Genomic DNA, 24,264 nt, shown 5'->3' on the forward strand with positions numbered 1-24,264 from the left:
CTTGCATGAATTTAAGAATTACACAGTTACAGTAGAGATGAACATATACTGTGGCATTCTCGGCACACACATTTGGGCGGCTTCACTTTCAATATAGATTGAATGTGTTTCAGGATTGGCTCTCTGTGTCAGTTTCAAGCGTCCACCGTCATAAGAAGCAACCTTGTTTGCCTCATATCCCAAAGTCAAAGGCTCCACACCTTGAATAGTACCGATCTGACCTACTGGTATAAAGGCAATATTGGTGGCCTTGAAGTTCTCCACTTGTTCAGTGATAAGATCAGGTTGTCCGTCCGCATCCTTACCGGGCTTGTCAACAAAAGCATAGCTGTCACGTGGCACGATTTCATCCACCTTAACCAGTTTCTTGAAAATGGCTTTCAGGCGGTCTTCATCTTCATTCTGTGCATTGGCAATAACCGTACTATCATCCGTCACAGTCGGATAGAGGGAATGGCCGATACGTTTAAGAACCGTGGTATGAGTCATTAAATCATCCCATAAGTCCTGCGCCAGCTCCATCCTGATCTTGCCCAAATAATGATATTTGCGGCGAATCTCTTTCACTCTGTTCTTTACATCCATAATCGGATCAGAGGCAGAGCCTTGATTTGCCGGAATATGTTCATCCTTAGTCCACCAGCGGCTTGTGCCGGCCAATACTTGATAATGGTTTTCAGGGATATTAAAGTCAATAGTGATACCCTTCAAACCACGTGGGTTGTTATCAGTATCAATAGTGAACTTACCCGTGGAAACAATTCTCATTCGCTGGTGAGTAAGCGCATTGTAGTACGATCCGATAAGACCGTCAGCACTTTCATCAAGCAAGCCCAAGAACACATTCTGCATCTCTTCCGTCAATGCGGACATGCCTACCCGTTGCAACAGCTGCAATTGTTGTCTCACAGTCACACGGTTCAAACGGTAGAACTTCTTTTGAGTCGGGATATTACCCGTCCTTCCTTCGAGTTCTCCCAATGCAGCTTCATAACCCGGACTTTCCGGATCAACGTAAGCTGGCAGCGTTTTCACGCCGAGGCTCGTAATAAGCTGGGAGAAAGTATAATCCAACTTGGTTGCTTCAAATTCAAAACCATCAATTTGAAGTAGGTCATACTTCTCCTTGTAACGGTCAATAAATTCTTGCCAAGTGTCCCCACCAAGCCCATACTCGATAACCTTGTACAAATCAATAGGAAGTGTATTCATACAATTGTCGTATTTTAAATGTTGTTTTCAAATTCTTTTACTGCACCCATACAATTTGAGGAAGTGTAGTAATCTTTTGCAGGATAGCGACCACTTCTTCGTCAAACATGTACTGATAAATCTCTCCGGCATAGACTACTGTCCCACTGGCCTTTGTGTTGCCACTGGCTACAAGAATATCTTCTTGCAAATAACCATTAATGCCAAGAGTGGTAATATCTGATTCAGCCGCCTTGATCTGTGCATCCGTATAAGCGGTGAATGTCTTACCTGAAAGATCAAACTTCACAGCTGTACCGGCAGGAATCTTGCCAACCGCAACCCAATCGGAAATGTTGCTCACCATACCACCGCCCGGATAACGGTGACGGATTTCACGCCACACTTTACGGGCATGTCCGTATTTCACGGTGTTCACATCAAACGTGTTACCCATTGTTCCCATACATTTACTGTTTTAGAGTTAATAATTTTAATTCTTCTTCCAGCCTTCCTTCTTGCCTTTACGTTCAAAGTATCTGCTGGCTGCATTGTGTTGTGTTCCACCTGAACCGTCAGAAGTTCTTGGGGCGGTGCCATAACCCCTGCACGCCTTATATTCTGCATCATATTTTGGCAGAAATTCAGTAACCAGTTCATCCACAGTTTTCTTGGTATCGAAAGTTACCCCCTGCAAAGTCTTGCCCAATACGTAATCATCATTCGCTTGCTTGGCTTTCATTGCAGCCGTAACCTTCTTTAGCAGGTCAGCTTGAACCTTTTTGCTGTCTTCTGCATCTAAACGTGCTTCCAGTTCTTTCAGCTTCTTCTCCAGTTCATCATCGTTTTTCGGTGGTGCCGGTGGAGTTGGAGGTGTCGGGGGAGTCGGTTGGGGCTTATAGTTTTTCTTAAAGTCCTCAACTCTGGTTGCGACATCATGGTTGTACTGTCCTTGCATCCCTTTCAGAAAATTCACAGCCTTGTTCCAATAAGCCTCGTCAGGCTCCGAACCTTCGGCTACGGGATTAAGTTCTACATACTTCTGTAATGTCTGCGGTGAAAAACTGGTTTCTCCAAGTTTCTCGCTTAATGTGGATAAGATTTTTTCTTGTTCCATCGTGTTTATTTTGTGTTTATGTTGAATAAAAAAAGAGTCAGACAATGCTTTTTTGCATCAATCTGACTCTTTGGTCTTATTTTTCATTTAATAGTGGGCAGTATTGGACTCGAACCAATGAAGACGAAAGCCAATAGATTTACAGTCTATCCCGTTTGCCACTTCGGTAACTACCCGTTTTGCGGAAGCAGAAGGATTCAAACCTCCGAAGCCTTTCAGCTTGCCTCTTTAGCAAAGAGGTGGTATCGTTCACTCACCCATACTTCCAATATGCGGCCTACAAGACATCTCTGTGAAACCACCGCATTTCCCTTGTACTTCGGACGTTATTCATTTTGTGTAGCGTATCAGAGAATCGAACTCTGGTTTCCACCGTGAAAAGGTGACGACCTAACCGTTAGTCGAATACGCCATTTGTTGAGATACAAGGATTTGAACCTTGAATAGCAGAACCAAAATCTGCTGTGTTGCCATTACACCATATCTCAATATGCGCGAAGAGAAGGACTCGAACCCCCGACAATCAGGTTTGGAATCTGACGTTCTTCCAACTGAACTATCTCCGCTTCATTGCGCCCGGTGATAGAATCGAACTACCGACCTTTACATTAACAGTGTATTGCTCTACCAATTGAGCTAACCGGACAATATACCTATACTCACCTAACCTGCGATACCCCATTTCAGCGTACCTGTGGGAATTGAACCACACCGTATAGGTTTTGTGGAAAGAGATGAAATCGAATCACCTTAACCGGATTTTCAGTCCGGCGCATACACCACGTCTGCCATCTTTCCATATTCTCCCTTTATCCCCATACGCCACATCGAAGGGAGAAACAATGCGGCAACTCCAACTATTGTTGCGGAGATTCGACTCGAACGAATGACCTTTGGGCTATGATCCCAACGAGCTACCAGCTGCTCCACTCCGCGATATTATCCTGAAAACTACTTTGTACCCACAATATCCACATTTATGTAGTTCTTGCATCTACGACACTTCACTCTCAATATAACAACACCATTGACATAGCTTATATCAGTTAGTTTCTGACCGCATATCGGACATAAAACTATCTTGTTGTATATTTCCCTTTGATCTGCATCTTTATCCGCACTAATTTTTATCATACTCCATGTTTTCGTTGCAAATATATGTACTGGATTTCTTTTCTCAAAACATTTTTGATATTATTTTCTATTAAAATGTAGAAAATAATACTCTTTATGCGTATTTTTGTACTGCAATATTAGAATCAGAGCTTATAGGCCGGTCTCCACATGTGTAATGTGAGGATCGGTTTTCTTTTTATGGAGAAATATAGTGGAATAAAAACGGTTAATGCCAGTTTGGTGCTTGATTATGAATATATCCAAATGTTAAGGGACGCGGATAGGAAAATTCCTAATCCGAATAAGATAATCGCACAAGGTGGAGGGCAGGAAAACATGCTCTCCACCCCGGCTGATATTACCATCTGTGGGGGATGCCGTGGGGGAAGTAAAACTTTTACTCTTCTTATGGAAACATTGAAAGATATAAAAAATAAAAACTTCCGTTCTGTGCTTCTCCGGCATGAGATAGACGATCTCTCTGATATGGTAGAAACATCATCCACCTTATATGATGATTTTGGGGAATACAACAAGTCCAAAAACGACATGCGCTGGAATTTCTATAAAGGTGGATTTTTAAAATTCAGCTATCATGCTGACACACTTGACGATTTCAAAAAGCGTTTTCAAGGTAAACAGTTCGCATATATAGGTGTGGATGAAATAACCCACATGGAATATCTCAAATTCAAATACCTTATCACTTGTAACCGTAACGCCTTTCATATCCGTAACCGCTTTATCGGAACATGTAACCCTGATCCTGACAGCTGGGTTGCAAAATTCATTGACTGGTGGATCGGAGAAGATGGTCTTCCAATCCCGGAACGTGATGGCAGAGTCCGGTATTGTTTTATGGACGGGGACAATGTTTCAGGTATATATTGGGGAGATACCCGTGAGGAAGTATATGAGCAATGCAGGGATATTATACACGCCTACTGGAAGCCGGAGTATGAGCAATATGGCACACCACAAGAACTGTTTATCAAGTCGGTTACTTTTATTGAAGCAAAACTTTCCGATAATGTAAAACTGATGTCTTCTGATCCGACCTATTTGGCTAACCTTGTCAACCAGTCAGACGAACAACGCGCACGCGATCTTGACGGTAACTGGAAATACAAAGCTGCCGGAGATGATATAATAAAGCTGACTCACATGGAAGCCTTATACCGCAATTCCATGCAGATAGGTGATGGAATACGCCGGGTATCATGTGATGCGGCATTTGAGGGTGGCGACAGTCTTGTCATGTGGCTGTGGGAAGGATGGCATATAAGAGACATATTTGTTTGCAAACTTGACAGCAAGAAAACAGTCGATACCGTAAAAGCGATGCTGGAAGAATGGCATGTAAGAGAAGAATGCTTCACCTATGACCTTAACGGACTCGGACAAATATTCAAAGGCTTTTTCCCGAATGCAATCCCATTCAACAACAAAGAAGCCGTGGAAGAGAAATTCAAATACATCTATGCGAATTTAAAATCACAAGCGGCATATCTGTTTGCACAAAAAATTATCAACCGGGAGATTTCCATTGAACCGACTCTTCTTGAACGCAAGTTCTCCGGCAAAGGGTTTGAGAAAGTTCCCCTTAGACAGATTCTCGACAAGGAAAGGAAAGCGATACGAAAGGATGAAGACAGTGAAGAGAAAGGCTGGACTATTATCAAGAAGATTATAATGAAAAAATTAGTAGGTCATTCTCCCGACTTCATAGAAGCATTGCTTATGCGAATGATTTTTGAAATTAAACATAAACGCAAACACATAAAAGGTTTAGGATTAATATGATAGCAGAGATTCTTACAAAAAAGCCTTTTGCAAGGGTTACTCCCGAAGGTTACTTGCAAGGCAGGATTACGAGCGATTTAAGAAACGCATCGTTCACAAACAACAGTGATAGGCTGACATGGCAGCTCATTTCGCAGGCTGATTTTATCCGTGAGTTTTATCCTTCAGGGCACAAGATCAATTCGGAATTGTTTTACCCGGACAGACTGAAATATGACGAAGAGAAGAAACGGTTCTTCCGGGAGAAAGTATTCCGTGCTTCTTTTCCCTTTCAGATGATAATCACTATCCAACAACTTGTACATCTATGTGGCAATGACATTCATCATGAGCTGACCGATACCAAAGTTGATGAAAGTTCACGGGAAATATTTCTCGAATTTCAAAAAGGATGGCTGGATAAAAATATGGAGATTGCATTTTACGAATATGCCAAAAGTGTAAAAATAACGGGAGATGCAGCAATCGTATTCTATATGAATGAAGGCAAGGTGTTCACCAAGAATCTCTCCTATTTTGATGGTGACACTCTTTATCCTCACTACGATTCCATAACCGGTCAAATGACACTGTTTGCCCGGCGATACAGCGACTATGACGAAGAGGGAAAGGAACTCATTTCTTGGGTGGAAGTGTGGGATAATAAAAAAATGTACCGTTACCGGCAGGATAAAAGGGGAATAGCCGGAGCAATAAACAAAGTGAAACAGTATTTCGGTATTGAAGGATATACATTAGTGGAAGAACACGATCATGGATTTACCGAATGTCCGGTTGTATATTATCGGGACAAACACGGTGCCTGCTGGAGCTTTTCACAAGATAATATCGACAAGTACGAACTGGCTATTTCCCATTTGTGTCAAAACAATATGGCATACGCATTTCCAATTATGTTACTTAAAGGTGAAGATGTTGAGATTCAGGGAGATATGTATGGTGCGGTAAAAGCTATCACTATGGGGAAGGATGATGATGCAGGCTTTATGAATCGTCCCGAAGCATCACAATCATTTGAACTTCAAATTAATACATTACTTAAAATGATTTTTATGGGGAGTTTTGTTGTCATGCCTCCCGAAGTAAAGTCAGGAGATTTACCGGGTGTTGCTATCAAGCTGATCTATTCACCATCTTTGGAAAAAGCCATGATTGACTGCAAGGAATTTGACGAATCAATAGACAAAATGAAACGGCTGTTCCTGCACGGATATGGAACAGAAAAAGGCCAACTTACCAAATTCCTCAATTTGAAAATTTTTTCGTGGGCAGTTCCATACGTCCACCAAAATGCAGCCGAATTGGTATCGAACTTGGTACAATTAGTCGGTGCCGGTATTTTATCAAAAGAAACCGGCTCGGAAGAATCCGGCTATGGAAAAAACAATGAATGGGATCGTATCATGCGTGAATATAAGGAACAGCAACAAGCTGACTTGCTATATCAACTGAAAATCAAGAAAAATGAAAATAAAGAGGGTAATGCAAAATGATCTGTACCAACGCGGAGCGCGAAAGCAATCCCGTACTCCGCGCTCTGAATCCAATGTAACTATACATTAGGAAAAGCCGCCTCTGCCTACATAAAATAGACAGAGGCTTTACTTTTTCAACAATTTGGTTGATAAGCTTGTGTTATAACAAGTCAGCTTCTACATTGCAAATGTAATGAATGAATTGAATATGACACTACTTTCGATACAATTTTTTATTATAAGGCTTTCGAGGATATTTCCGGTTAAGCTTCTTTTGCAGATCATCATTGATACTTTCATTCAGAAGGATTTTAGAATTTAGCACCCGGACTTCTCCAGTAAGTTCCATAATAGTTTTAGATTGTGTCGCATTTTGTTTTGAAAGCTCAACATTGGCAATAGCCAGTTTGCTGCATTCTGATGCAAGATGATTGAGTTTCTTTGTGCTGATTAATGATAATCCAAACATAATATTCTGATATTTAGTATGTTAAATAATTATATTGCTGATACGGGAACGGCAAAGCATTTACAATGACCGTGATACGGTGGTAATTTGTCCCATTCCACATGAAATCCGACTTCATCGTCACAAATGTTACAAGGATAGGAGCTGCCACGCATGACAAAGAACCCTACGGCTCCACAGGCTTTAGCCTGCAATTCCCAATGCTTCATCCAACCCTCTGCCACAGCATACTCCGTCAAATCTGACAGTGCAGTCCAAGAGCTTACAGTACGTCCTACTCCAAAAGACTCCTGAACACCGAGTCTTGAAATAATCGGATAACCCTTTGAAATAGCTCTCTGTACATGCTCATTAAGCAATGGCGTTTTTACCGACTGCCTGATAGATGAAAGTAATTTGTCTTTGGAAAGGTTCAGTAGTAATCCGGCGGCAATGGCCGTTTCAACCTCCTTTGAAAACCGGTCAACATATTCTCTTGCACGTTGTGTGAAGGTTTTGCCGTATGATTCTCGCGTTATACATGTTATGATTGCATCCTTATTATCCTCATGTGTCGCTACTGCCAAAGTATAAGTATAGTCTTCAATTATTTCAAGAAGGGATAAAATAATGGCATCCACTTCCTCCTGCAACTGTCTGTTTGCTGAAAAACGGAATAGTTCAGGGCTGATCTTGTACCGGTATGAAATATCTATAATTTGCTTTGCCGCCTCGATCATTACAATTTGAAGATTGGTACGCATGGATAGCTCCGCATCCAGACGTTGACGGAGGTATTCTTTGGCCTCTTCAATTTCCTTATCAGTCGGTACCCTCATTTTTATGTTCCTCCTTAATACCTTCCTTGATACTATTCATGTTTCTCTCTTCTTCCAGTATCTTGGCATCATCTTCCGGTGATACTGGTTGCTGCAAGCCTCGTAGCCGTTCGGTAAGATCAGAATAGCTTTTAAAAAACTCTTCCATAAACTTAACGTCAGGGGTTGCATTACTAATAAGGAAACATACTTTGATCCATGTTTCCAAATATTCACGAAGTTCCTTATTGTTGGTTAACTCCCGAATCCGGGAAAACATTCCGTTATCATCCCGAAAACGCATACTCCAAAAACCTGACACTGCCTTAATACTGATCCAGTCATGTTCACTACCATTATCCCTCGTAACAATAAAGTTACCTACCTGAATACCATTTGTTTTTTTGCTCATAATCCTATTTTTAATTTACGTTCAAATCTATCTCCAAGATTAAAAAAGTATTCCTTACCGTAAGAGTTTATACGTTCTTCATCCGATGATACTTTATTCATTTCATAAATCAAGCAACTATACCTATCATCATCAGGAAGAAGCCCTTTGCACTCTTCTCTGATATAAATATGATGCTTCCCATTTACCCAATAAAATTCAGAGAGAAATCCACCAAGAAGCATTTCAATCATTTTTTGGTGCCTGACAGACAATTCTCCTTGCACTGCTATATCCATTACAATGCTCTTACCTTCTATTGTCTTCAATTCACATGAATAGTTCAAGGCCCGAAGAATAGACATCAGCTCAACACTTAACTCTATGTGATTCATATTTTTCATACTTTTACTATTTCAAATTCATCTGCATGTTCCTTGCCAATCCAATCCCGTTTCTGATTTTCAGTTGCGCTTTCGTAGATTCTTCCTCGCTTAGACAAATGCCTTTTCCTAAAAATACCTTCTTCTCCAAGTTTGTCATAATCTCTTCTTGAAGGGGATAATCCCTTTGCCCTGCAAAAGAACAATCCCGTTTCCTTGTGTCTAAATTTTACTGCCATGCTTATTCCTCCCATGGATTTTCGTCTTCTTCCTCAACGTAAATCCGTTTTAATTTGTCTGATACTTCTTCAAGCTCACGCTTCATTTGATTTACATGAAATCCAGCTGGCATAGGGATTTCCAATGCTCCCCGTAGGTTATCTATTTTTTCAATAACCTCTGCAAATTCATCCGGTGCGATCATACTATTTGGTTCTTATTTTTAATTGTTTGATAATCTTCTCCACAGCGTCCAAGTCAAAAACAGTTGTTCTCTTCTCCATGTGGTACGTCCCCTCCAGTTTCTTCTCCCGGAACAAACGCTGGACTTGATAAATGCTCAATGACAAGCAGGCCGCAAGCCCTTCATGGGTATAAGCGTATCGTTTGCCATCTTGATAAACCGGTTTAGCGATCCTTTGCTTATAGTTACCCCGTAGGTCTTCCCGTTTCTCATAATAGAGTTTTTCCGTCAAGGCTGTTCCATACAAACCATACACCTGACCATTCGGGGTTCTTTTTTTACGATAACCGGCTTCCGAAAGAATACGTCCGAATACTGTCACATTCTCTTCTTTGGCATTATTGTCCCTACACCATTTGCAATATTTCCGGTACAGAATGGCCGAAGACATCCATTTGGGTTCAATATCGGCAATTTCCTCATAGCGGCACAGATAGTTCATTTGATACATGAACTTCATTACGGTACTACTTTCCGACTGATATTCATCCATGACATTTTCAAGCTCCTTACTGTCTGTCAACTTATAACCATTGGCGATAAAACGGTCACGTCCTTCCAATATCCAATTGAATATAGCTGGGTATTCGGCCTCCAAATCCCGTGACAGTTCTTTTTTCTGCCGGGCTTTGGGTATCTCCACCTCAAAGGGAATAATGCAAATACGCCGCCTCATTCCATAGCTCCAGTCTTTCAAATACGGCATTTGGTTGGCATTTGCCATAAGCAGAGGAATATTGTAAGCAGTGAAGTTATCGCCATAGATAGGCCGGGCTTCGGTAGGTTCACCACTGATAAGGCTCTTCAACGTGTCACTATCCTTACCAAACTCTAACGCTTGTATTTCAGAACAGTAGTTCAACCGCTTGCCATTAATGAAAGCGATATTTTTTTTTCTCTCATTTCCAGTAATCAATGCACCTATGCCGAAATTGCTGACATTCTCCCGGCCAAGTATGCCCATGATCGTTTCAAAGACTACACTTTTGCCATTGGAGCCGGAGCCACGAAGAACAAGCATAGTTTCCATTTTCGCCACACGCCGGTCAACAAAAATACTTCCAAGAAACTCCTGCAAAACTTTTTGCATGTTTTTGTCCGGCAAAACTTCATCCAGGAACATTCTCCAAAGAAAGACATGCTCTTCCGGCTTGTAGTCATAGGGAACACATGTAGTCTGTACCCAACGGCGGTTGAAAGAATGTGCACGGCGAGCATTCATATCAAACACACAGTTATTGAACACCACAATGGCATTATCAGGCTTCAAGGCTTTTCCTGCCACCACACGCTTACAGACTTTCAGTACACCCTCCACACGGGAATAATCACCATTGGGCATTTTGCATTTACGCATCAAGTCATATATCAGATTGCCAAAATCATCCCATGCCATCTCTTCATATATCCGGCCACTGAAATAGTAAGGCGTACCATTGAACTTACAAATCGAAGATCGTATAATGGCTGCACGCATCAAGTCCTGCACAGCGTCAACACGCGCTGCACTTTTGGACTCTTGTAAGGCGGCATCCAGTTTCTCGCCTTTCATAAGCCCGAAGACCTCATTTAACAACTTCCTATACTTTCCCTTCTCCATGTACAATCTATGAATTTGAATACCCGGCACGGGTTAAGGCCTCAACCATATATACTGACAGATTATTTATAGCAACATCTCCTGAATATCCAAATCGCCACAAATCAGTACGCCAGTCCTCTAAAGATGTGTCACAAGGTATATGATATTTTTGCATAATATCTCGCATCACCGCACAATCTTCATATCTTTCCTCTTCCTGCGCTTTTCTGAACACAGAAACAAAAACGTATCGCCCATAATCAAACAATATAGACTCAAACTTATTCATACCACCGTTTTTATACCCGAAAACAAAGCATTTCTACTGTTTTTATGCTATTTTTCAAGTGTTTTATGCCACAAATATAGCTTATTTTCTACATAATTACCATATAAATACTATTATTTTCTACTTAAAATATAGAATAAACACGCTTTTTTGAAGTCTTTTTGCCATGTTTTTATTCGTTGCATCATTGAAGACCAATAATCGCAAAATATTGATAAACAAAGGATAACTACTCTATTTCAATAGGAAATACAGATGGAACATTCTCTCTGATATGTATGGTTTATGTAGGGTTTTAAAGGCAACTATACATATATAACATATTGAAATACAAATCAATGGAAAAATAGTGCATAGTATGTATAGTTTTTTATGCAAACCATATTATATATATTTTTTTCCCATACGCAATTTACATATAAACTATACATACTATACATTAAATTTCCATTGACCTAATAATGAATGATTTACACATGTATAGTTATGAAGTAAACTATACATATACTATACATTTTCAGAAGTAAAACTATACATCGGACATTCACTTTTGTAATTTATCATTGGAAAAGCCTTAAAAACATCCATTATTGGCTCCAAAAAAGAAAAAAAAATAAAAATCTTGACCGGGATTGAAACATGCTTGGTGTCTTGGGTAGCCGGGGGGGGTGCCCTCCCTGCTTTCATTATCCAGTTGACCAGCAAAGAAGGAGAAAAGCCGCGCTTTGCCTTGATTCTCTTTATATTATACCTATAATATTAAATATTATCCGGCTTTTCCGCTCCTTCTGCTTTCCGCTTTGCTCGATCAGCTATAAAAAGGCTACATCTATAACATTGCAAAGGTAGATAATAATGTACTGTTTCCTCTTCTTCCGTGTTTTCGTCCTTCTTCATTTGCTGGAGATCGGCTATTTTCATTAATACATCCGCGCGATCTTTGCCCCTTAAATAAGGTAGGGTTTGTTCGAGGCCTGATAAAACAGCGTCTTTATCTCGGTATTGTACAACATTCCCGGCTTTTTCTTCCTCTTCTGTTTCTGTGTTTTTCTTTTTCTTCTTGCTTTTGGGGCTATCATTGTCAGGAAGGAAGGCGGCGCGGTTATCTTCAAAAGACCGTATTAGTTTATTAATGCCGGGTTTATCCTTTGCAAGTTGGGCGGCTCCGCGTTGCGCCGTTTCTATTTTGGTTGATCGTGGTCTAAATATAGTTGCGTATGCTTCGCCACGACTGGCACCGGATGCAACAAGCATACAAAAGAAAACATCATCCGGGGTTAATTGATAAATTTGCTGTAAATCTGTTACGCGCTTACTGTACACCATATAAAACGATATGAAAGAGTTTATTATATTGGCGTCTCGCGCTCTGTAACTTGCTACAAAGTTAAACAAAGGCTATAAATAAAGCAAATAAGCATATTTAGATGTTTACATCTATAAATATTTCCTTACTTCTTAAAGGCTTTATATTTATTCCCTTGTTGTTATATAATATACTGATAATCAATATATTATACAAGTATTAATAAATGCAAAAATAGAGTGTTTCCTTAAAAATAAAGATACATTTTGTTTTGTATTACAAATATTATTCGTACCTTTGTAATACAGAAAAGGAGATAAACGGTTAACGTCTTCCACACTTTCCCGTTTTTACTTCTTCTTTGGTTGAATGTTTAATTTAAAATATAAGATCATGGAAGTATTACTAAACTTACAAAACAAAAATGTAACGTTAAACGCCGTACATGTAGCCCCAGAAGGCACAAACTGTTGCAACCGTTTAAAGGTTCATTTTGATGTGTTTCAAGAAACAGCGAAAAAAGCCGCTATTATAAGACTATCAACGGCAAATAGTTTTGAATTGATTCACTATCAGGATAAGCACATAGCGTTATTAATTCCTTTTGATCGTATTCAAAAGATTTCATACTAATAAAAAGCCGGATCAGTGCGTTAACTTCTCCGGCCTCCCTTTAAACTTTGCGTTTATCGGTTAACGTCTTCCACAACGTTAAATGCAAAGTTAAGGGAAAAACAAAGACAAACCAAGTTTCACCCTTTAAATTTTGCGTTATGAACACAGATTTATTAATTATCTATATTCGCAATTCTCGCGATATTTACGCGCTTACTGAATGGCTGCAAAATACACTTTTGAAAAAAGTAAACCGCGGCTTAACTCCTTCCGTTGAATATCTTGCAAACTGTTCCACTATGAAAAAGATCGTCCGGATGGCTGCAAAAATGCTTTCCGATCAGGATCATAAGACCGCAACCAAGCAAGAAAAAGAACAAGCGGCAAGAGAACACGCGGCCTATATTATCGGATGCGTGGAATATCTTTCTAAATTCTAATAATAACTATTTTTCCGGGGCTGTCATGGCTCCGGGTTACTTCTTACTTTCATTATTCACCCTTTAAATTTTGTATTATGACAACTACAAATAGACTTTGTTACACAGTATCAAAAAGATATATTCAAGCCGGGACAACCTTTAAAATCAATGTTAAAATATTACTGGCTGATGATTGCAAAAATAATATATGCGATTGGAGTATAACGGCGGATATTTACGAACAACGCAAAAACGGGCGTTTCGTTTGGTGTGCTGGTGGTTGCTGCCATGAAGAAATACTAAAGCGTTTCCCACAGTTTAAAATGTTCGTTGATCTTCATTTGTCTAATCATTACGGCGCGCCAATGTACCCAGTTGAAAACGGTTTTTACCATATTACGAACAGCAGCAAAGAAACTGCAATTAACTATTTGCGTATCACGGAAACGGAATATAATTTGCTTCATCAGGCAGAAGATAAACAATACTTTAAATACCTCCTTTATATGCTCGGTATCGTTGAACGCTGGAAAAGAGAATCTAACGAGGCTTTAAAAAAGCTGGAAGAGTTAACCGGGCAAACATGGGAAAACCCATATAAGCCGGAAAACGAACGTTTTACTTTGAAATTGACGGACGAAGAACGTACAACTATAACTAACAGAATAAACGATGGTTATTATCGCCCTGAAGCTGTACAAGCGCGAAAAGACGAAGAAAAGCGCAAAGCATACGAGAAAAAACGCGCTGAAATAATTAACGATTGCAAAAAGAAACAACAAAAGGCCGAAAATGAAAAGCGGGTTATGTTGGCCGTTCTTGATGCCGGGTTATCAGTTAATAATGTGATATATTACGATCATAGTAACGAGCTTGTTTTTAATTGGAAAGACTACGAAACAAAAGTAACGGAGAACGATTTTAATAAATTCGTTTCCAGTGTTAACCGTTCTTTGTTGCCTGCTGGCATAACTTTTAAAATGAAATAGCCATGGCAAAATACACGATAACCAATCAAAAAGAGTTACGCCGATCTTTTTGGGAGTTCTGCAAAGAGTTCGGAGGCGAATTTGAAAGAGAAGCCAACAAAAAGAAACATTCTTTTAAACTGGATTTTAATATAGCTTTCGGAGAATATAAAGACGGACTTTGTAAAGATGGCATTATATTGCAAAGTTTATACGAACGTGCAACACTTTATTAATAATAAGCTATGTTTTGTTTAATGCTGCTTTTATTCGGTGCCGTGGTGTTTATCTCCGGCACCGATCCCAAAAAATTAAAAGACTTCATAAATAAAAACGATCAATCAGACAAATTTTAAATTTATGGAGAAAAAGATATTATATCATATTGGGTTATATGGATTTAGAAAACTTATAGTTTATGTAATTAAGGATAACGGGGATAATACATCTATTGTTAGCCTTAACAAAGACGGTTCATTCCCTAAACACGTTTGGAACTGTAATTTGCATAACATAAACGAATAATACAAATATTCCACCGCGCCGGGCGGTTTCCCGGCATTCCTTTAAACTTTGATATTATGACTACCTATATAATAGAATCCCCAAACGGAGAAACGCACAAATTAGAAGTATTCCGCACCGCAACCGGATTTAGTGTTTGTGTTGATGGCTCAAATATATGTGAGAGTATAACGGAGGAAGATTTTTTGCAAGAGCTTGAAAACCCTACTTTCTAACATGGTGGGCGTAATTATTTGGCTAATAGTAGTTTTATTAATCTGCTTTAGCGTGTTTGGCGGTCTTTGGCTGCTTCCTATTTACTTGCTTTTCTGCCTTGCTTTAGGCTTTTACTTTGGTGTAAAATATCTAACTATTTAATGTTATGAATGAAAAAGAATTTAACGGCCTTATTTTGGCCGAACTGGTTAAAATAGCAAACGAAGTTTTTACAAATGAAATAGAAATAGCTCCCGGCACCTATACCGCCGCGGAGCTTGCAAAGCTGAAAGATGCCAACGGCAACGAGATAAATATAAAATATCTTTGCGTTGATGCCAAACTAAATATAACGGATTTTAGGGCTGTACAAATAAACAGCTTTAAGTGTTCCTTCCCAGTGGATCAGGTTTTTAATCTTGTTTGGCAATTTGAAAAGCTGATAGGCACCAAACAAGCCAATAAAACAAGGTTTACCAAAATAGAAGAGCGTGAAAATATTGTTTGCTCCTTTGATATGTGGATTACAAAGGAACATCTAAATATCACTAAATTAGTAACAAAAGATTCTCTAAGACCAGCATTTAATTATATTTATCTTGATCCTTACAAATCGGCTTTAGTTGCTTCTGACGGGCGTACATTAAAAGAATATCCCGTAATTATTGAAACATCCGGGCTTTTGCCTGACGGTCTGAAATTATTTATCAATCCCAAACATTTAAAAGAAATGGTTGGCCGGTGCTCTGTTTGTGTTTGCAGTCAGGAAGGCGGCAATATTACAGAAATAACCAACGATAAAAAACAAACCTTTATTTGTGATTTTGCCGGATATTTCCCTAATTACCGGCTTGTATATCCCAATCTTTCAAAAGACGGATTTATAAAGATTCAGAAAAGCGAATTAAAAGCGGTTGCCGGTTTTGTAAAAGAAATAGCCAAACGGAACAAAAAAAGCGGTTTCTCACTTCGTACTATTGCCGGAGAGAACAAAGTTTATTTATCTTATAATGACGCAGACAGTAACGGACACAAAGAACTTTGTGTAACATTGGAAAAAGCCGCTTTAATTGATATAAAGTTAGGTTTCTTTGCATCAAACGTTATCCCTTTGCTTTCCGGCTGGACTGGTGGCGTATGGCTGGTGGCACCTGATCGGGCGGCGGTCTTCGATGATAAGGCGGCGCGTATCGGTGTGGTTATGCCTGCCTTTATAAATGATTCTATTTGCCCGAACTTAAAATGTAATATAAAGGCTTTGGATCGTGCCAAAGTTCCTACCATCCCGGAAAAAGAACCGGTAAGAGAGCCGGAGAAACATTTACCGGCCTTATATGTGGATGTACAAACAAAAACACCGGCTTTTGTCTTTGCTTTGGTAGCTCTGATAGATTTTATTTCCCGTTGGTTTTATCAGGATCAAATAAACAAAGCATTACAGAGGCTAACAATGCTAACCGAACTATCCGGCATTTCTTTGCCTGAACTATTAACCGAACCAGTAAACGAAGAAACAAACGCGAACGAACCCGAACCAATAACAGAGAATGAACCAGTACGCGCATACACACCCGAACTATTGTATATTGATCAGCCTTTGGTTTTCCCGGTGCCTATCTTCATACATAAACATGAACGAACTATCAGCCCAACCGTTGTGCCCGAACTATTGAATCGTCAATGTATAACATTGCTGTTTGTTTCCATGATGTTGCCCGAACTATTACGGCGATATGTTTGGGGAGCAATCCGACCAAAGGCAAATGCAGATGAACTATTTTGGGGCGATTTTAGACGTTTTCACACCAAAGGTAATCATCGAATCAGAGACGGAACAAAAGAGGCAAACAAGCCTAAATTACAGCCATTTCAAACGAATTATTACATACATCAAGAATCATTATGGAAGAGAATAAACAAGCCAAAAGAAGTTATCGCCGAAACAAACCGGTTACGAAAAGTAAGGTCTATGCTATTAGACTGGATATTGATTTGGTTGATTTTGTCAGAGAGCAACCGAACATGAGTAAATTTATTAATGAACTGATCCGAAAGGAGAAGGAAAATACCCAAAAGTATGAATGAAAAATCAAAAGCTTTTGAACTGATAGAATTTGTTTGGAACAATGAAAAGACTGATTCTTATTTACGAGTCAACATAGCCATGTATGAAGCAGTAAAGTTGGCTATAATATCTCAAATGAAATTCAATAAAGAGGATTTTCAGAATATATTTTCAAAATTCAGCGGTGGTTACTGGTTTGGAGTCAACGCCAACGGTAAGGGCTATGGTGAAAATTTCTATCGGAAAGCTGTTACTTCGGGAAATATTTCAGCCTGCCAAAGCTATGAAGCATTCTGCAATATTAAACCCTTCATAGACTCCAAAGGCAGAAGGTTATGCAAAGGGGCAATGTACCGGGATAATGAGAAACGTTATAGGGTGACGGGATTTGATTTCAGCACTAAAAAAGTTTATTTAGTAGGTTATGCCATAAGTGATTGGGAAGAAAAAGGCAAAAAGACTCTTTTCAACTTTACCAACAACGAATGGAACGAATTTAGAAAACAAATAAAGCAATTTTAGCATAATTATGAATCAAAAAGCAAAAGATTATATCAGACGTAACACTTTGGATTTGGAAAGTGACAACCGGATGGATTCTACCGGCTATGTGCAATATGCCATATCAGAAGCAAAAGCCTATGCAGCAATAGCGATAGCCGAAGAAGGAATGAGACAAAAAGCCATTGAAGCATTCAAATTTGCTGTTGATGGTTACTTCATAATTGGTGGTACCGATTATTCAGCCGATAGATTAAATGAATTTATTAAAAAACTTGAATCTTAATTGGATATTTATATGAGAATGATAAAATTTAGAGCGAAAAGGGTTAACGGTGGTGAATGGGTAAAGAGTATGACCATTTCCTATGGAACCATCAAAAGAAAGATGTACAATGTATTCTTTGAAGTAGAACCCAACAAGTGGGTTGGTGTTATTCCCGAAACAGTCTGTCAGTTCAGCGAAATAACCGATAAGAACGGTAATAGCATCTTCGAACATGATCTAATACTGATTCATGAAAGTGAAAGCTCCTATCAATTTACAGTTGAGGTATTATTTCATAAAGGTATGTTTTGCTACAAGAACAAGGCATGTGGCTTTACTCCGTTGTGGTACGTCAGCGATAGATGTGAAGTGATAGGAAATGCTTTTGATAATCCTGAATTGATGAAAGAAGGAGTCCAACCATGAATATGCCATATAAAACCAGTCGTGACTATCAGCTTCTTAAAAAGCTACTGGATGAAGGAAAAGAGATCGTATGTTTTACAGACTTTCCGATAGATAATCGGATTTTCCGTGATGTTTGTAAAGCAAGAAAAATAGGAGAAGGCCGATATTCCGTTACTTGCCGTGGTTGTGAATATGCTTCATTTTGGGAAAATCACAATTACAAATGGACGTTTGAAGATGAAATGCGAATGGCTAATATAGAATTTATTGAACCAAATATTTAATTGATATGAAAGCTATTATAATATATTCAGGCAAAGGCGGCGTAGGCAAAACCACAACAACCGCAAATATAGCAAGATTACTTGCAAAACAAGGGAATAAGGTGTTTATCATTGATGCAGATATAAACACCCCGTCAATGAACACCGAATTTGAAGGCGATCATCCGCATGAAATGATTTGGGTACACTCTTCTGGAAATATGTTTTCCAAGTTTATTTACTTGGAAAAATCAATGGTAAGGCAATATCTTGAACTGGCTAAAAAGAAAATACACTCTATCAACCCGGATTATGTTCTTATTGACACGCCTCCAAGTGTTACAAACGTGCATATAGAACTTCTTAGTAGGGTAAAAGTAAGTTATGTGCTGTTTGTCACCCAACCCACGAAATTAAGCAACCAAGATGTATTGCGTACAATGGACTTCTTTCATGAAAGATGTGGGAAGGTTAATTGTGGTATTGTGGAGAATATGTGCTACGGTACAGAACATAATGAATACCCAATAAGACTTGTTGCACAAATACCCATGCAGGACAACATGAATACCGAAAACCTGCTAACCAATGCCCTATAATGAGTTTCAAAAGATAGTTGATGAAATCGTACAGAGTGATATTGTTGTTCTTGAAGAATATTCCACCGAAAACGGATATGATGAAAACTTTGATGTTACGGATATACACATTACCGGCTCACGAAAACATTACTTTACCCATGAACTTAAATATGATAATGGTGTAGAAAAAACTCTTACTCTACCTGCTATGAAATTTCTGTCTGTAAGAACATGGGATAAAGTAAGAGATTATATCCGATTCCATGATGATATGGGACATCTTTGGGACGAGAGAATGAGAAGATGTGATACAGAAAGGGTTGGCAGAGTAGTAAATCATTTCCAAAATGACGATAACGCCTATTTTATGGTTATAAATGCGCCAAACACGGAAGTTCATCTCATTACCGGAGAAATCGGAATCTGTTCTTTATTGACTGGGCAGAGAGGGCATTTTGAACTACCAAGAGTCAGTTATCAAACGAGTAAAGGAAACGTGGTGCTGTTCCCTGATGAAATTATGCCAGTAGATATAAACTTGCTACAACAAGAAATAAACGAAGGCTATATAATGTTAAGTGACGGGAGATATTTACCACCGAAAGAAACGGTACAACAATGTTACAACGCTTTCGGCATAAGGGTTGGCTTAGGTGATAATTGGGAAGATATTTATGATAGTTGGAATAAAGAAATGAAATAAAAATGAAAGATTTACGTACAGCATTTTTGGTAAAATACCCCAAATATGAAATTATACTCAACATGTATAGTAAGGCGAACGATTGCCCGGCAACATGGGAGAATCTTTCAAAAGTCCGATTGCAGGCTTTTGTTGATTATATGGAAGAACGGCTGGCACCAAACTCTGTTCGCCAATATGCCGCCAAATTAAAAGCTGTATTGAACTTGTATAATGAAGAGGTTGAGCTACCTAAAGACTATAATAAAATCCTTTCAGTAAAAAATGTGAGAAGCACTAATGTTTGGCTTACTGATGAAGAACTTGAACAAATTATCACCTATGTTCCCAAGAATGCCAACGAACAATTGGTACGCACACAATTTTTAATAGGAGCCTTTACCGGTTGCCGTCATAGCGACTATACACGGTTGAACAACCGTAATATAGTGGGTGGAATGATCTCTTATGTCAGCCTAAAAACTAAAACTCATGCCACAGTGCCATTGAAGCCAATCGTGAAAGAGCTACTAACAAATTTGCCAAAAGAAGAAGTTACTGATCCGACATTCAACAATAATATCCGTAATATTTGCCGGAAAGCCGGAATCACAGAGGCGGTTAAAGTATTCAAGGCCGGAAAGGAAGTGGAAGGTGAAAAATGGGAATTTGTTTCAAGCCACACGGCACGCCGGAGTTTTGCAACCAATTTGTATTTACGCGGTGCCGATTTATACTCAATAAGCCAAATGATGGGACATGCAAGCGTGGAAATGACTCAAAATTATCTTTGCTGTGGTCTCCGTGAACAATCGGCACAAGTTATGGAGTATTTTAAATGAAACAAGCCACGCTAAATATCGGTAGAACTATTTTAGCGTGGCTCTCTTATACTATGACAAAATCCGTTCCAGCATCTCAAAGTCTTTTTCCACTTCGGCATTCAGAACTTTAGCATATTGTTGTGTGGTGCGTACATTTGTATGACCGAGCATTTTACTCACATTTTCCATTTTAACCCCATTGTTCAGGCACATTGTCGCAAATGTGTGCCTGCTCATGTGAACGGTCAAATTTCTATCAAGCCCTGCATAATCAGCAACTATTTTAAGCCGCAAATTGTATTGTTGATTACTGATAATCGGAAGCACATAATCATATTTTTTCAATATTTCCATTGCAGGAGACAGTAATACGATAAAATAGTTTTCTTCTGTCTTTAAACGAATATCCAATATAACATACTTATTGCCGCGTTTTTGTACGTCACGTTTGAAATTGAATTTAGCAAGATCAGCATAGGATATTCCAGTATATGCCTGAAAAATAAAAAGGTCACGGACTCTACAGATCGTTTCCGAGTCTATTTGAGCATCTTTCACTTTCTTCAATTCTTCGGCAGTCAAATATTTCCTGATGGCATGTTTGCCACGGGAAAAACGCTCCCCCTTATACGGATCATTTTTTAGCAAATCAAACTTTATGGCCTCGTGGATATAACGTTTGTTACGTTTATGATAGTTATATATTGTCGGCTGTGAATAGCCCTTAGCATGTAACCAATCATCATACAATGTGATATTGGCTTTTGTGAGATCAGAAAAATATATTATTCTGTCAAATTCACGTAATGAGGTCGCAAATGTCCGATGGGAAGCTTTGGTACTTTCCGTTATATCTCCACGCTCTTCAATTCTTCTTTCTACAAAGTCAACAAAACTTTCCGATTTATTGGTATATCTCAAAAATCTATCCAGCTTATCAAAATCAAAAACTTCCTTTTTGCTGATAAGTTCATTAATCCAATTTTGGATAATCCGGAGTTGTTCATCAAGACACTGGTTCAATTGAATCATTTCAACCGAATTGATTATCTTCTTTCGATCATTCCATTGGTCGGAATAGACTTTAACGCCGGTTCCGATCCATTTTCTCTTACCTTCGCTCAAAACTTCAATTTGAACGAGTCCCTTGTGTGTCTTTGTCGCAACCTTTTTACGGTCAAAGACGAATCTCATTGTCGGATATTTCATATTCTTTTGAGTTTTGGTATCTACTGATTATCGCTACAATAAAAAAATGGTATCAAAGGCGGTATCATTATAGGTGAAAATATCGGTAAAAATCGGGAAATACTGGTAAGTTTCCGGTAAATATGCACCCAATTTTTATATGTTCTCCATCTACTCCCAACGCCTTAATTGCTTGATACACAACAAAAAAGGGAGTAACTAATGTTACTCCCTTTCGCGGTGCGTACGGGACTCGAACCCGTGACCCCATGCGTGACAGGCATGTATTCTAACCAACTGAACTAACGCACCAAATTTTATTTTGACTAACTCATTTTATTTCTTTCAGCCTCTCTATTGAAGAAGCGGTGCGTACGGGACTCGAACCCGTGACCCCATGCGTGACAGGCATGTATTCTAACCAACTGAACTAACGCACCAGAATTTCATTTTGTTAATCTGCATCTCTCTCGATTGCGGGTGCAAAGGTAGTTGTTTTTTATAAATCTGCAAGCGTTTTGGGAAAAGTTTTTTTCAAGAAAAAACGAGAAAAACGCTTAGTGTCTCATTTTGAGTACTTTTGTAATGAAATAAATATTGTTTTTTTTCTTCGGATAGTGACGCTATCCGGTTGTTATAGTGACGCCATCACGATAGGATAGCGTCACTATCTGAAGTCAATAGCGTCACTATCCTGAAGTTTGTCATTCTATTCATAGAAAATAACTCCCAATATCTTTCTATCTGTAAGAAATCACCGTTTTTATATCAACTTTCTGCTTGAATAATTCGTAATTTTGCAATAAATCGTTATTTTTGCGGACTAAAATAAGAAAGGTGGAAAATTATCCGCCTAGAATCGTTAATTAGTAAAAAGAATGATGACAACAGCCAAACTGTTATTGCACTGTCCCGACAAACCGGGAATCCTTGCGGAAGTGACAGACTTTATTACGGTAAACAAAGGAAATATTATCTATCTGGATCAATATGTAGATCATGTAGAGAACATATTCTTCATGCGTATTGAATGGGAACTGAAAGACTTTCTGGTTCCGCAGGAGAAAATTGAAGATTATTTCAGAACTCTCTACGGGCAAAAATATGAAATGGATTTTCGCCTTTATTTCTCTGATGTAAAACCACGTATGGCTATTTTCGTTTCCAAGCTGTCACACTGTCTTTTCGATATATTGGCACGATATACAGCCGGAGAATGGAATGTAGAAATACCTCTTATTATAAGTAACCATCCGGATTTGCAGCATGTAGCAGAGCGGTTCGGAATTCCTTTCTATCTGTTTCCTATTACAAAGGAGACGAAAGAAGAACAGGAGCGTAAGGAGATGGAACTGCTTGCCAAGCATAATATTACATTTATTGTATTGGCGCGCTATATGCAGGTAATTTCCGAGCAGATGATTAATGCTTATCCGAATAAGATTATTAATATACATCACTCTTTCCTTCCTGCGTTTGTAGGAGCGAAGCCTTATCATGCGGCATTCCAGAGAGGTGTGAAGATTATCGGTGCAACCAGTCACTATGTAACGACTGAATTGGATGCCGGACCGATTATTGAACAGGACGTGGTGCGTATTACTCATAAGGACGCTATTGAAGACCTTGTAAATAAAGGAAAGGATTTGGAAAAAATCGTTCTTTCACGTGCAGTACAGAAGCACATCGAACGTAAAGTTTTGGCTTATAAAAATAAAACAGTAATATTTAGCTGATGAAAGTAGCAGTTGTAAAATACAATGCCGGCAATATTCGTTCTGTGGATTATGCTTTGAAGCGGTTGGGTGTGGAAGCGGTGATTACTGCTGATAAAGAAGAACTCCAATCGGCAGATAAAGTTATTTTCCCCGGAGTGGGAGAGGCGGAAACTACCATGAACCACTTGAAAGCAACGGGACTGGACGAACTGATAAAAAATCTCCGTCAGCCTGTATTTGGAATTTGTCTCGGTATGCAGTTGATGTGCCGGTATTCCGAAGAAGGAGAGGTCGATTGTTTGAATATCTTTGATGTGGACGTGAAGCGTTTTGTTCCGCAGAAACATGAGGATAAAGTGCCGCACATGGGATGGAATACTATTGGAAAAACGAATAGCAAATTGTTTGAAGGATTCACTGAAGAAGAGTTTGTCTATTTTGTACATAGCTTTTATGTGCCTACCTGTGACTTTACTGCTGCTACAACAGATTATATTCACCCGTTTAGTGCTGCATTGCATAAAGATAACTTTTATGCCACCCAGTTCCATCCGGAGAAAAGCGGTAAGACGGGAGAAAAGATTCTGACGAACTTTTTGAATCTATAATAAACTATGTTGCCGTTTATAATAAACTCCATCATAATTTATAATAAACTC

29 protein-coding genes and 10 tRNA genes are annotated in these 24,264 nt (G+C 39.0%); 16 read left to right on the top strand and 23 right to left on the bottom strand.

Annotated elements, in window-relative coordinates:
• Nucleotides 1–18: 18 nt before the first annotated feature.
• The 11 genes from DW862_RS10625 to DW862_RS10665 form a co-directional block, all read right to left on the bottom strand.
• Nucleotides 19–1,212, bottom strand: a complete 1,194-nt coding sequence (locus DW862_RS10625; RefSeq protein ID WP_005794414.1) for a hypothetical protein — start codon at nucleotides 1,210–1,212, stop codon at nucleotides 19–21.
• A gap of 37 nt (nucleotides 1,213–1,249) precedes the next feature.
• Nucleotides 1,250–1,657, bottom strand: a complete 408-nt coding sequence (locus DW862_RS10630) for a hypothetical protein (RefSeq protein ID WP_004327383.1) — start codon at nucleotides 1,655–1,657, stop codon at nucleotides 1,250–1,252.
• Between the two features lie 27 nt (nucleotides 1,658–1,684).
• Entirely contained in the window at nucleotides 1,685–2,308 is a 624-nt protein-coding gene (locus tag DW862_RS10635; protein ID WP_032581963.1) for a hypothetical protein, read from the bottom strand.
• A gap of 94 nt (nucleotides 2,309–2,402) precedes the next feature.
• Nucleotides 2,403–2,484: transfer RNA gene (locus tag DW862_RS10640), tRNA-Tyr, on the bottom strand.
• Nucleotides 2,485–2,490: 6 nt separating this feature from the next.
• Nucleotides 2,491–2,575 (bottom strand) — tRNA-Ser (locus DW862_RS25895).
• 73 nt (nucleotides 2,576–2,648) lie between these two features.
• Nucleotides 2,649–2,720: transfer RNA gene (locus DW862_RS10645), tRNA-Glu, on the bottom strand.
• A 5-nt stretch (nucleotides 2,721–2,725) separates the two neighbouring features.
• Nucleotides 2,726–2,796 (bottom strand) — tRNA-Gln (locus tag DW862_RS10650).
• A 5-nt stretch (nucleotides 2,797–2,801) separates the two neighbouring features.
• A tRNA-Trp gene (locus DW862_RS10655) sits at nucleotides 2,802–2,874 on the bottom strand.
• Nucleotides 2,875–2,881: 7 nt separating this feature from the next.
• A tRNA-Asn gene (locus tag DW862_RS10660) sits at nucleotides 2,882–2,954 on the bottom strand.
• A 79-nt stretch (nucleotides 2,955–3,033) separates the two neighbouring features.
• A tRNA-Phe gene (locus DW862_RS25900) sits at nucleotides 3,034–3,106 on the bottom strand.
• A gap of 65 nt (nucleotides 3,107–3,171) precedes the next feature.
• A tRNA-Met gene (locus DW862_RS10665) sits at nucleotides 3,172–3,244 on the bottom strand.
• Between the two features lie 348 nt (nucleotides 3,245–3,592).
• Here DW862_RS10665 and DW862_RS10675 point away from each other — a divergent pair.
• Nucleotides 3,593–5,227, top strand: coding sequence for a terminase large subunit domain-containing protein (locus DW862_RS10675; RefSeq protein ID WP_120068095.1), 1,635 nt, complete (start codon nucleotides 3,593–3,595; stop codon nucleotides 5,225–5,227).
• Nucleotides 5,224–6,720 carry a phage portal protein gene (locus DW862_RS10680; protein ID WP_005794425.1) on the top strand — a complete coding sequence of 499 codons (1,497 nt, stop codon included), beginning with the start codon at nucleotides 5,224–5,226 and terminating at the stop codon, nucleotides 6,718–6,720. Before DW862_RS10675 ends, DW862_RS10680 begins: the two co-directional genes overlap by 4 nt.
• 196 nt (nucleotides 6,721–6,916) lie before the next feature.
• Here the strand turns inward: DW862_RS10680 and DW862_RS10685 are convergent, their stop codons facing one another.
• The 9 genes from DW862_RS10685 to DW862_RS10725 all read right to left on the bottom strand — a co-directional run bounded on the left by DW862_RS10685 (nucleotide 6,917) and on the right by DW862_RS10725 (nucleotide 12,402).
• On the bottom strand, nucleotides 6,917–7,171 hold the full coding sequence (locus tag DW862_RS10685) for a hypothetical protein (RefSeq protein ID WP_005794429.1): 255 nt from the start codon (nucleotides 7,169–7,171) through the stop codon (nucleotides 6,917–6,919).
• A 29-nt stretch (nucleotides 7,172–7,200) separates the two neighbouring features.
• A complete protein-coding gene (locus tag DW862_RS10690) occupies nucleotides 7,201–7,989 on the bottom strand; it encodes a hypothetical protein (RefSeq protein WP_005794430.1) in 789 nt (262 codons plus the stop codon).
• Entirely contained in the window at nucleotides 7,973–8,380 is a 408-nt protein-coding gene (locus tag DW862_RS10695; RefSeq protein WP_005794432.1) for a hypothetical protein, read from the bottom strand. Before DW862_RS10695 ends, DW862_RS10690 begins: the two co-directional genes overlap by 17 nt.
• A complete protein-coding gene (locus DW862_RS10700; RefSeq protein WP_005794434.1) occupies nucleotides 8,377–8,754 on the bottom strand; it encodes a hypothetical protein in 378 nt (125 codons plus the stop codon). The genes DW862_RS10695 and DW862_RS10700 overlap by 4 nt, the downstream gene beginning before the upstream one ends.
• Before the next feature lie 5 nt (nucleotides 8,755–8,759).
• Nucleotides 8,760–8,981, bottom strand: a complete 222-nt coding sequence (locus tag DW862_RS10705) for a hypothetical protein (RefSeq protein WP_032535098.1) — start codon at nucleotides 8,979–8,981, stop codon at nucleotides 8,760–8,762.
• Between the two features lie 2 nt (nucleotides 8,982–8,983).
• Nucleotides 8,984–9,166 (bottom strand): hypothetical protein, encoded by a 183-nt coding sequence (locus tag DW862_RS10710; protein WP_005794436.1) that lies wholly within the window; start codon nucleotides 9,164–9,166, stop codon nucleotides 8,984–8,986.
• A 1-nt stretch (nucleotide 9,167) separates the two neighbouring features.
• The gene (locus tag DW862_RS10715) at nucleotides 9,168–10,805 is read right to left on the bottom strand and encodes a phage/plasmid primase, P4 family (protein WP_007854258.1); all 1,638 of its coding nucleotides are present in this window, start codon (nucleotides 10,803–10,805) and stop codon (nucleotides 9,168–9,170) included.
• A 7-nt stretch (nucleotides 10,806–10,812) separates the two neighbouring features.
• Complete coding sequence (locus DW862_RS10720) at nucleotides 10,813–11,076, bottom strand: hypothetical protein (RefSeq protein WP_005794441.1); 264 nt, start codon at nucleotides 11,074–11,076, stop codon at nucleotides 10,813–10,815.
• Nucleotides 11,077–11,835: 759 nt separating this feature from the next.
• Entirely contained in the window at nucleotides 11,836–12,402 is a 567-nt protein-coding gene (locus DW862_RS10725; RefSeq protein WP_004327397.1) for a hypothetical protein, read from the bottom strand.
• A 373-nt stretch (nucleotides 12,403–12,775) separates the two neighbouring features.
• On the opposite strand from DW862_RS10725, the gene DW862_RS10730 reads away from it, so the two are divergent.
• The 12 genes from DW862_RS10730 to DW862_RS10790 all read left to right on the top strand — a co-directional run bounded on the left by DW862_RS10730 (nucleotide 12,776) and on the right by DW862_RS10790 (nucleotide 20,717).
• On the top strand, nucleotides 12,776–13,015 hold the full coding sequence (locus DW862_RS10730) for a hypothetical protein (RefSeq protein ID WP_004327398.1): 240 nt from the start codon (nucleotides 12,776–12,778) through the stop codon (nucleotides 13,013–13,015).
• A 140-nt stretch (nucleotides 13,016–13,155) separates the two neighbouring features.
• Nucleotides 13,156–13,437 (top strand): hypothetical protein, encoded by a 282-nt coding sequence (locus DW862_RS10735; RefSeq protein WP_007854252.1) that lies wholly within the window; start codon nucleotides 13,156–13,158, stop codon nucleotides 13,435–13,437.
• Nucleotides 13,438–13,514: 77 nt separating this feature from the next.
• The gene (locus DW862_RS10740; RefSeq protein WP_120068098.1) at nucleotides 13,515–14,408 is read left to right on the top strand and encodes a hypothetical protein; all 894 of its coding nucleotides are present in this window, start codon (nucleotides 13,515–13,517) and stop codon (nucleotides 14,406–14,408) included.
• A gap of 2 nt (nucleotides 14,409–14,410) precedes the next feature.
• Nucleotides 14,411–14,623, top strand: a complete 213-nt coding sequence (locus tag DW862_RS10745; protein ID WP_120068101.1) for a hypothetical protein — start codon at nucleotides 14,411–14,413, stop codon at nucleotides 14,621–14,623.
• A 650-nt stretch (nucleotides 14,624–15,273) separates the two neighbouring features.
• Entirely contained in the window at nucleotides 15,274–17,133 is a 1,860-nt protein-coding gene (locus DW862_RS10755) for a hypothetical protein (RefSeq protein ID WP_243636475.1), read from the top strand.
• A 51-nt stretch (nucleotides 17,134–17,184) separates the two neighbouring features.
• Entirely contained in the window at nucleotides 17,185–17,694 is a 510-nt protein-coding gene (locus DW862_RS10765; RefSeq protein WP_007846555.1) for a hypothetical protein, read from the top strand.
• Nucleotides 17,695–17,701: 7 nt separating this feature from the next.
• Nucleotides 17,702–17,959 (top strand): hypothetical protein, encoded by a 258-nt coding sequence (locus DW862_RS10770; RefSeq protein WP_007846554.1) that lies wholly within the window; start codon nucleotides 17,702–17,704, stop codon nucleotides 17,957–17,959.
• A gap of 12 nt (nucleotides 17,960–17,971) precedes the next feature.
• Nucleotides 17,972–18,367 carry a YopX family protein gene (locus DW862_RS10775; RefSeq protein WP_007846553.1) on the top strand — a complete coding sequence of 132 codons (396 nt, stop codon included), beginning with the start codon at nucleotides 17,972–17,974 and terminating at the stop codon, nucleotides 18,365–18,367.
• Nucleotides 18,364–18,633 (top strand): hypothetical protein, encoded by a 270-nt coding sequence (locus DW862_RS10780; RefSeq protein WP_007846552.1) that lies wholly within the window; start codon nucleotides 18,364–18,366, stop codon nucleotides 18,631–18,633. The genes DW862_RS10775 and DW862_RS10780 overlap by 4 nt, the downstream gene beginning before the upstream one ends.
• 5 nt (nucleotides 18,634–18,638) lie before the next feature.
• Nucleotides 18,639–19,211 carry a P-loop NTPase gene (locus DW862_RS26335; RefSeq protein WP_224205399.1) on the top strand — a complete coding sequence of 191 codons (573 nt, stop codon included), beginning with the start codon at nucleotides 18,639–18,641 and terminating at the stop codon, nucleotides 19,209–19,211.
• Entirely contained in the window at nucleotides 19,201–19,896 is a 696-nt protein-coding gene (locus DW862_RS26340; RefSeq protein WP_224205400.1) for a hypothetical protein, read from the top strand. Before DW862_RS26335 ends, DW862_RS26340 begins: the two co-directional genes overlap by 11 nt.
• Before the next feature lie 2 nt (nucleotides 19,897–19,898).
• Nucleotides 19,899–20,717 (top strand): site-specific integrase, encoded by an 819-nt coding sequence (locus DW862_RS10790; protein ID WP_032581918.1) that lies wholly within the window; start codon nucleotides 19,899–19,901, stop codon nucleotides 20,715–20,717.
• A gap of 51 nt (nucleotides 20,718–20,768) precedes the next feature.
• Here the strand turns inward: DW862_RS10790 and DW862_RS10795 are convergent, their stop codons facing one another.
• From DW862_RS10795 to DW862_RS10805, 3 genes are all read right to left on the bottom strand, one after another.
• Nucleotides 20,769–21,908 (bottom strand): site-specific integrase, encoded by a 1,140-nt coding sequence (locus DW862_RS10795; RefSeq protein WP_007846549.1) that lies wholly within the window; start codon nucleotides 21,906–21,908, stop codon nucleotides 20,769–20,771.
• Between the two features lie 217 nt (nucleotides 21,909–22,125).
• Nucleotides 22,126–22,199, bottom strand: a tRNA-Asp gene (locus tag DW862_RS10800).
• A 54-nt stretch (nucleotides 22,200–22,253) separates the two neighbouring features.
• Nucleotides 22,254–22,327, bottom strand: a tRNA-Asp gene (locus tag DW862_RS10805).
• A gap of 438 nt (nucleotides 22,328–22,765) precedes the next feature.
• On the opposite strand from DW862_RS10805, the gene purU reads away from it, so the two are divergent.
• Both purU and hisH read left to right on the top strand, forming a co-directional pair.
• Nucleotides 22,766–23,623 carry a formyltetrahydrofolate deformylase gene (purU, locus tag DW862_RS10810; protein WP_008771204.1) on the top strand — a complete coding sequence of 286 codons (858 nt, stop codon included), beginning with the start codon at nucleotides 22,766–22,768 and terminating at the stop codon, nucleotides 23,621–23,623.
• A complete protein-coding gene (gene hisH / locus DW862_RS10815; RefSeq protein WP_008643438.1) occupies nucleotides 23,623–24,213 on the top strand; it encodes an imidazole glycerol phosphate synthase subunit HisH in 591 nt (196 codons plus the stop codon). Before purU ends, hisH begins: the two co-directional genes overlap by 1 nt.
• The last annotated feature ends 51 nt before the right edge of the window (nucleotides 24,214–24,264 follow it).

It is taken from the genome of Bacteroides sp. AM37-9, assembly GCF_003603455.1.
In the GTDB taxonomy this organism is placed as follows: domain Bacteria; phylum Bacteroidota; class Bacteroidia; order Bacteroidales; family Bacteroidaceae; genus Bacteroides; species Bacteroides xylanisolvens.